The sequence below is a fragment of the Streptomyces sp. TBY4 genome, from assembly GCF_024213195.1.
Classification (GTDB): domain Bacteria; phylum Actinomycetota; class Actinomycetes; order Streptomycetales; family Streptomycetaceae; genus Streptomyces.
In genome coordinates this window covers 287730-295208 of the sequence record NZ_JANAVF010000010.1, presented here as the reverse complement: position 1 = coordinate 295208, position 7479 = coordinate 287730, and the positions used below count along the sequence as shown (strand labels likewise).

Annotated in this window: 7 protein-coding genes and 1 riboswitch; of the genes, 3 read left to right on the top strand and 4 right to left on the bottom strand. The window is 71.4% G+C overall.

All coding sequences use genetic code 11. From position 1 onward, the window contains the following. Nucleotides 1–133: 133 nt before the first annotated feature. From NLX94_RS24550 to NLX94_RS24540, 3 genes are all read left to right on the top strand, one after another. Nucleotides 134–1147 (top strand): carbohydrate ABC transporter permease, encoded by a 1014-nt coding sequence (locus NLX94_RS24550; protein WP_254385182.1) that lies wholly within the window; start codon nt 134–136, stop codon nt 1145–1147. Beyond that, nucleotides 1144–2043, top strand: coding sequence for a carbohydrate ABC transporter permease (locus NLX94_RS24545; protein WP_254385181.1), 900 nt, complete (start codon nt 1144–1146; stop codon nt 2041–2043). Before NLX94_RS24550 ends, NLX94_RS24545 begins: the two co-directional genes overlap by 4 nt. Nucleotides 2044–2116: 73 nt before the next feature. Then, nucleotides 2117–3544 (top strand): GH1 family beta-glucosidase, encoded by a 1428-nt coding sequence (locus tag NLX94_RS24540; RefSeq protein ID WP_254385180.1) that lies wholly within the window; start codon nt 2117–2119, stop codon nt 3542–3544. Nucleotides 3545–3622: 78 nt separating this feature from the next. Here NLX94_RS24540 and NLX94_RS24535 read toward each other — a convergent pair whose 3' ends face one another. The 4 genes from NLX94_RS24535 to NLX94_RS24520 all read right to left on the bottom strand — a co-directional run bounded on the left by NLX94_RS24535 (nt 3623) and on the right by NLX94_RS24520 (nt 7285). After that, nucleotides 3623–4189, bottom strand: a complete 567-nt coding sequence (locus tag NLX94_RS24535; protein WP_254385179.1) for a snapalysin family zinc-dependent metalloprotease — start codon at nt 4187–4189, stop codon at nt 3623–3625. 324 nt (nt 4190–4513) lie between these two features. Further along, nucleotides 4514–5335 carry a CbtA family protein gene (locus NLX94_RS24530; protein WP_254385178.1) on the bottom strand — a complete coding sequence of 274 codons (822 nt, stop codon included), beginning with the start codon at nt 5333–5335 and terminating at the stop codon, nt 4514–4516. 14 nt (nt 5336–5349) lie between these two features. Beyond that, nucleotides 5350–5577 carry a CbtB-domain containing protein gene (locus tag NLX94_RS24525; RefSeq protein WP_254385177.1) on the bottom strand — a complete coding sequence of 76 codons (228 nt, stop codon included), beginning with the start codon at nt 5575–5577 and terminating at the stop codon, nt 5350–5352. 59 nt (nt 5578–5636) lie between these two features. Continuing rightward, nucleotides 5637–5721: riboswitch (cobalamin riboswitch) on the bottom strand. 148 nt (nt 5722–5869) lie between these two features. After that, on the bottom strand, nt 5870–7285 hold the full coding sequence (locus tag NLX94_RS24520) for a short-chain fatty acyl-CoA regulator family protein (protein WP_308402514.1): 1416 nt from the start codon (nt 7283–7285) through the stop codon (nt 5870–5872). Nucleotides 7286–7479 lie beyond the last annotated feature (194 nt).

Sequence of the window (7479 nt, the reverse complement as noted above, 5' to 3'; positions counted from 1 at the left end):
GGCAACCGAGTACGTCCAGTACGCGGACGCCCCGACAGCACGGCCAGGCACGGCGCCAGACGCCGCGGGCTCGGCCGCCAAGATCCGAAAGAGACGGCCAAGCCCTCCCGTCCCGATCCCGAAGGGCCGCATCGTGTCCCCCACCTCCACCGCGAAGTCCGGCCCCCGCCGGGCCAGAAGCGGATCCGGCACCGGTCCCGGATCCGGTCCCGGTCCCGGGTCCGGCCCGGGCCACGGTCCGGCCGCCGCGCTCCGGCGCAGCTGGCGCAAGGCCTCCCCGTACGCCTACATCGCCCCCTTCTTCACCCTGTTCCTCGCCTTCGGCCTCTTCCCGCTCCTCTACACGGCGTTCGTCTCCCTCTACCGCGTGGAACTCCAGACCAGCGGCGAGATGGAGTGGCGGGGCATCGCCAACTACACCGCGCTCTTCACCGACGAGTACTTCTGGACCGCGCTGCGCAACACGTTCACCATCGGCGTGCTGTCCACCGTGCCGCAGCTCGCCATGGCACTGGGTCTGGCCCACCTGCTCAACTACAAGCTGCGCGGCCGGACCTTCATCAGGACCGCGATCCTGCTCCCCTACGCGACGTCCGTCGCCGCCGCCACCCTCGTCTTCGCGCAGCTCTTCGGCCGCGACTTCGGGCTGATCAACTACGTGCTCGGGCTCGTCGGCATCGACCCGGTGGACTGGCAGACGGGCACGGTCGCCTCGCAGATCGCCGTGTCGACGATCGTGATCTGGCGCTGGACCGGCTACAACGCGCTGATCTACCTGGCCGGCATGCAGTCGATCCCCCAAGAGCTGTACGAGGCCGCGGAGATGGACGGGGCCTCCCGCTGGCGCCAGTTCATCCACGTCACCCTTCCCGGACTGCGGCCGACCATCGTCTTCACCGTGATCATCTCCACGATCGGCGCGACCCAGCTCTTCGGCGAGCCGCTGCTGTTCGAGGGGTCGATGTCCGGCGGCATATCGCACCAGTACCAGACCCTCGGCCTGTACATGTACGAGCAGGGCTGGGGCTTCTTCCACCTGGGCCGGGCCGCGGCCATCGCCTGGGTGATGTTCGTCCTGATCGTGGTGCTGGTCGGGGCCAACGCCCTGATCGCGCGCCGCCGCGCACGCAAGGAGGCCGACCGATGACCGCGCCCGACACGCGCCGCCTTCCGCGGGAACGGCCCGGCAGGCCCCCACGGTTCCGCAGGGGCGGCGGGGCCGGGGGCGCGATGACGGGCGGCTGGCTCGCCTACCTCATTCTCGGCTGCGCGCTGCTGATCTCGGCGTTCCCCTTCTACTGGACGATCGTCGCGGCCAGCCGCTCCAACGCGGATCTGGCGCAGGTGCCGCCGAGCCTGCTGCCCGGCCCGAACCTGGTCAAGAACTTCGAGGCGGTCCTCGAAGAGGCCGACATCGGCAAGGCCCTGCTGAACTCGCTGATCGTCTCCGGGGCCATCACCGTGGGCACGGTGCTCTCCTGCACCCTGGCCGGCTTCGCCTTCGCCAAGCTCAGGTTCCGGGGCCGCGGCGCACTGCTGACGCTGACGATCGGCACGATGATGATCCCGCCGCAGCTCGGGGTGATCCCCCTGTTCATGCTGATCGCCGAACTCCAGTGGGTGAACCAGCTCCAGGCGGTGATCCTGCCGGGTCTGGTGTCGGCGTTCGGGGTGTTCTTCATGCGCCAGTACCTGATCCAGTCGTTGCCGGACGAGCTGATCGAAGCGGCTCGTATGGACGGCGCCTCCACGGCCCGCATCTTCTGGTCGATCGTGATCCCGATCGCGCGGCCGGGGATGGCCGTGCTCGGGCTGCTCACCTTCATGACGGCGTGGAACGACTTCTTCTGGCCGGTCATCGCACTGTCCTCGCAGGAGCCGACCGTGCAGGTCGCCCTGCGGCAGCTCGGTGGCGGCTACGTCAACGACCAGTCGGTGATCATGGCCGGCACGCTGCTCGGCACGCTGCCGGTGCTGCTCGTCTTCGGCCTGCTGGGCCGGCAGATCGTCGGCGGCATCATGCAGGGCGCGGTGAAGGGCTGACGCGCTCGCGGATCGCGGGTCGCCGCCCTCTGATTCTCCCTCCCCTCCTCCTACTTCCTGGAGTGTCCGTCTCATGACCGCTGTCGATGCCCGCCCGGCGACCTCCACGGGCACCTGCCCCGAGACCTGGCCGGGGCTGCGCTTCCCCACCGGATTTCGCTGGGGAACCGCTACCGCCGCCTACCAGATCGAGGGGGCGGCCACCGAGAACGGCCGGACGCCTTCCATCTGGGACACCTTCAGCCGCACGCCCGGCAAGGTCCGCAACGGCGACACCGGTGACATCGCCGCCGACCACCTGCACCGGATGCCCGACGACGTACGGCTCATGAAGGAGCTCGGCGTCACGGACTACCGGTTCTCCGTCTCCTGGCCCCGGGTCCAGCCCACGGGGCGCGGCCCGGCCGTGGAGCGCGGCCTGGACTTCTACCGCCGCCTGGTGGACGAGCTGCTGGCGAACGGCATCAGGCCGGTCGTGACGCTGTACCACTGGGACCTCCCCCAGGAGCTGGAGGACGCGGGCGGCTGGCCGCAGCGGGACACCGCGCACCGGTTCGCGGAGTACGCGGGCCTGGTGGCCCGGGCGCTGGGTGACCGGGTGACGACCTGGACGACGCTGAACGAGCCCTGGTGCGGGGCGTTCCTCGGGTACGGGAACGGGGTCCACGCTCCCGGCCGCACCAGTGACCTCGCCGCGCTGCGGGCCGCCCACCACTTCAACCTGGCGCACGGCGGCGCGGCCCGCGTCCTGCGCGAGCACCTTCCGTCCGCCGCGGAGATCTCCCTGACCCTGAACCTGCACGCCCTGCGCCCGCTGACGGACACGGCGGCGGACCGGGACGCGGTGCGCCGGATCGACGCGGTGGCGAACCGCATCTTCCTGGACCCGGTCTTCCACGGGCGGCTGCCCCAGGACTTGGTGGAGGACACGGCAGGGGTGACGGACTGGTCGTTCGTCCGGGACGGCGATCTGGAGGTCATTTCCACCCCCATCGACTCGCTGGGCATCAACTACTACTCCCCCAGCGTGGTTTCGGCGGGCTCCTCCCCTTCCCCCGCCCCCTGGGCGGGCGCCGAGAAGCACGTGGCGTTCACCCCGGCGGCCGGCCCGCGCACGGCGATGGACTGGCCGGTGGACGCGAACGGCCTGTACGAGCTGCTGACCCGGCTGCGCGACGAACTGCCGCACCTCCCGCTCCTGGTGACGGAGAACGGGGCGGCGTACGACGACTACGCGGACCCGGAGGGTCTGGTCCACGACCCGGAGCGGGTGGCGTACCTGGACGCGCACCTGACGGCCGTACACCGGGCGATCGAGGACGGCGTGGACGTACGCGGCTACTTCCTGTGGAGCCTGCTGGACAACTTCGAGTGGGCGTACGGGTACAGCAAGCGCTTCGGCATCGTCCACGTGGACTTCGCGTCCCAGCGCCGGACGGTGAAGGACAGTGCGCGATGGTACGCGCAGGTGATCGCCCGGAACGGGCTGGCGCAGGGCTGAGACGCGTCTGCTTCGTGCTCGGCCCTGGGGTCTCCCCCAGGGCCGAGCACGTCATGGGGTGCGGCAGCGGCCCGCCGGTCAGGGGGCGTCGATGAGCATCCGGCCGTCGGTCGGCACGATTGCCGCGAGTCCGTTCGCGTACGCGTTCTGCACGCGGGACCGCTCGGTCGCGTTGGGCACGGCGTTGGTGCAGGCCGTCCCGGCGCTGGAGCCGGACATCAGCTGGGAGCACGGGCCCGGCTTGGTGTCCGGGAGGCCGAGGCTGTGGCCCAGCTCGTGCGCGGCGATGCGCGTCTTGTCGTACCCCTGGGTCACGGCCTGCGCGCCGAGTTCGACCCGGACCTGTCGCCCGGGACGGACCGGACCGAGGGTGGCCTGCGGCCAGCCGGTGGTGGCCACGATGACGATCTCGGCCCGGACCCCGGGCGCGGCCTCCACCAGCCGGACGTTGCTGACGTTCGCGTTCCAGGCGGCGACGCCGGCCGTGATGGCCGCTTCCCAGCCGCCGGCCCGGCTGTCGTCATAACGGAGCGTCACTACCGCTGCGGAGGCGTCCGGTGCGGGTGCGGCGGTCGCGGCGGTTGCCGCCGCGAGGACCATTGCGGCGGCGGAGGTGCCGACCTTCAGCCAAGTGCCCAGAGACATGGTCGTCTTCCTTCATGCGTGGGGGGGACCCGGCCCCTCGGCGGAACCGGGGCACCGGAGACGCCGCCACCGCCCGCCGGTGGCCCGTACGTTCGGAGAGCCGCCCCTCCGGAGCCCTAAGAAGGTAGCCCCGCACCCCGCAATCTCGTCATGCACCTGCCAGCCAAATCCGGCGGGCACTCCAGCCGGTGCCCGGTCATCGGGCACGGCGCCCTCAGGTCCCCGCAGGGCGCGGAGTCGATCCGGATCGGTGAGACAACGGACAGAGCCCTGTCGCCCGGACTTTCCGGGTGGCAGGGCTCCGTGGGTGGCGCGGTGTGCGGGTCAGCCGAGGGCCGATGCCGGCTGGGGCGCGGCGGCCTCCGTGCCCGCGGGATCGGTGCGGTGGGCCAGGAGCCGCTGGGCGAGGACGCCGAAGGCGACGGCGAACACGGTCCACAGCACGAGCTGGACGGCGATGGACGCCACCCGGAACTCCCACAGCAGCGCGGCGGGGAAGTCGGGCTTGACGGCGTCGGTGTTGTCCGGGAGGACGAGGAAGGCCAGCCCGGTGGCGAGGACGAAGCCCGCCCCGGCGGTCAGGGTGGCGTTCCAGTTGCCCAGACGCGGAGCCAGTCGCCGACCCAGGATGATCGCGCCGACGCCGAGCAGCACGCTCAGCAGGATCATCAGGAAGAACAGCGTGGTGCGCTGCCCGATCGTGTCCGGGTTGCCGACGGCCGGCGGGGTGGCCGGGTACTTGAGGAACGGCACCAGGTAGACGAGTACGAAGGCGCCCGCGGCCGTGAGGGCCGCCGTGGCCCGGGGGCCGAACCGGCCGGCGCGGCCGAGGACGAAGGAGAACGCGAGGGAGGCGATGCCGCCCAGCGCGACCCCGTAGACCAGGACACCGGTGGCGAGGCCGACGGTGGACTGGACGGGCCGGCTGACCAGCTCTTCCTCCTCCTCGGCCGGGGCGGCGTCGCCGTGACCGGCGTGGCCGGACACGGGGGCGGCTTCCTTGGCGGCCGCGGCCTCTTCGACGGCGATGGAGCCCCGGACCGAGGGCTCACCGACCACGTAGGCGACGGCGAAGGCGAAGAGTCCTGCGATGAGGCCCGCGAGCATGCCGCGGACCAGGAGACCTCTGACAGTGGAGGCGTACATGGTGCGTGAGCCTCTCAGTGGCAGGGGAAGCCGAGCAGGTGACGGCCGTCGTGGACCCACTCGTGCACGGCCTCGCCGGCGAACACGGCGGTGGCGCCCTGTTCCGCGCCGACGAAGTACAGGGCCACGAGCATCAGCAGGCCGACGAACAGGGCCCAGGGCAGGACCGCGCGCACGGGCAGCGGAGCCGACGGGGAGAGGGTGGGGGTGGGTATGGCAGCGGAAGCAACGGCCTCGGCCATGGTGGAACCTCCTCGGGGAACACGCGTCCCATACGGTGGTGCAGGACGACGGTCCGCGGGTCTGACTCGCCGCAGCCACCTCCCCGTGGGGAAGTCACCGCAGCACACAGTGGCGCGACCATGCCGGATTCACACCGGGCTTCCGTCTCGCCGTCGTCGCTATCTGTTTATGTCGCCGTGACGCTACCGCGCCGTCGGCCCACCGCCAAGCCCCTGAGTCCCTGATCACAGGCGATGGCCAAGGCGCGAGACGATCGGGCGACCGGGGCGGCGGCTCGGCCCGGGGTGATGCTCAACCCTGGCCGTCTGCCACGGGGTACGGGATGAAGGTGCTGCTGTTCTCGTCGACGGCCAGGGCCCGCCCCAGGGGCGGGACGGCGCGCTGGGGGCAGTCGAGGCGTTCGCAGAGCCGGCAGCCCATGCCGATGGGGGTGGCCGCCGCCGCGTTGTCGAGGTCGAGGCCGTCGGAGTAGACGAGCCGGGAGGCGTGCCGGATCTCGCAGCCGAGGCCGATGGCGAAGGTCTTGCCGGGCTCGCCCCAGCCGCCCCGGTGGCGGGTGACCGCCCGGGCTGTCCACAGGTACCGCTGCCCGTCCGGCATGGCGGCGACCTGGACGTGGATCCGGCCGGGCGCGGCGAAGGACTCGTACACGTTCCACAGCGGACAGGTACCCCCGGCGCGGGAGAAGTGGAATCCGGTGGCGGACTGCCGCTTGGACATGTTCCCTGCCCGGTCCACCCGGACGAAGGAGAAGGGCACCCCGCGCAGCCTGGGGCGTTGCAGGGTGCTCAGGCGGTGGCAGACGGTCTCGTAGCCCAGGCCGAAGTGGTCGGTGAGCCGCTCGATGTCGTAGCGGAACTCCTCGGCGGCCCGGTGGAAGGCGCCGTACGGGAGGATCAGCGCGGCGGCGAAGTAGTTCGCGATGCCGATCCGGGCCAGCCGGTGCGCCGGGGAGCCTGACGGGAAGTCTTCGGCGGCCAGCCCGTCCAGCTCCGCCCCGTGTTCCAGCAGCGCCAGCTGGGTGGCCATGCGGAAGGCCTGCTGTCCGGGGCGGAGCCGGCCGGACAGGTGCAGTGTCCGCGTCCCGGCGTCGAAGTGGTGCAGACGGTCGGAGTCCGCCGTGAGACGGATCCCGTGCTGGTCGGCGAGCCGCTTCGACAGCACCCGGACGACCTCACCGGGACGGATGCCGATCGCGCCGGCGAGGGTTTCGGCGGCCAAGTCGGTGTCGTGGAGGTAGTTCTGGCGCCGGTAGAAGAACTCGCGGATCTCCTCGTGCGGCGATCGGGGCCCGACCGGCCCACCACCGTCCCTGCCGTCGGCCGTGTCCGCCAGCTGGTCCGCCAGGAGCTGGCTGCGCCGTCCCAGGTCCAGCAGGACGGAGGCGACGGCCGGCATCCGGGAAGCCAGCTCCGCGAGGTCGGAAGCCGAGACCCTGGCCTCGGCGACCTCGCCGGCCAGTGCCTCCCGCAGGTCGGCGACCAGGCGGCCGGTGTCACGCTCCGAGAAGAACCCGGGGTCCACGCCGAAGGCCTCGGTGAGCCTGAGCAGGACGGGCACCGTGAGCGGTCGGGAGTCGTGCTCCATCTGGTTCAAGTAGCTCGGTGAGATGGCCAGGACCCGGGCCAGATCGGCCTGGGTCATCCGGCGCTCCTCACGCAGCCTTCGCAGCCGTGCACCGGCGTACGTCTTGCCCGTGTTGCTCACCTGGATCCCCCTCGGCCTCGCTCCGGCTTCAGATTACGTGCGATTGCCGTGCGGTCGGCCTTCGCAAGCTTGGCAAATGCACCGCCGAAGATTCGCAGAACTTGGCACCCGTACCTCATTGATGGCACTGCGTGCCGCTGCCAGAGTCTGCCGTGCGGCCGCTTGCAGCAGCACTCGGCTCCCCACCAGGCGGG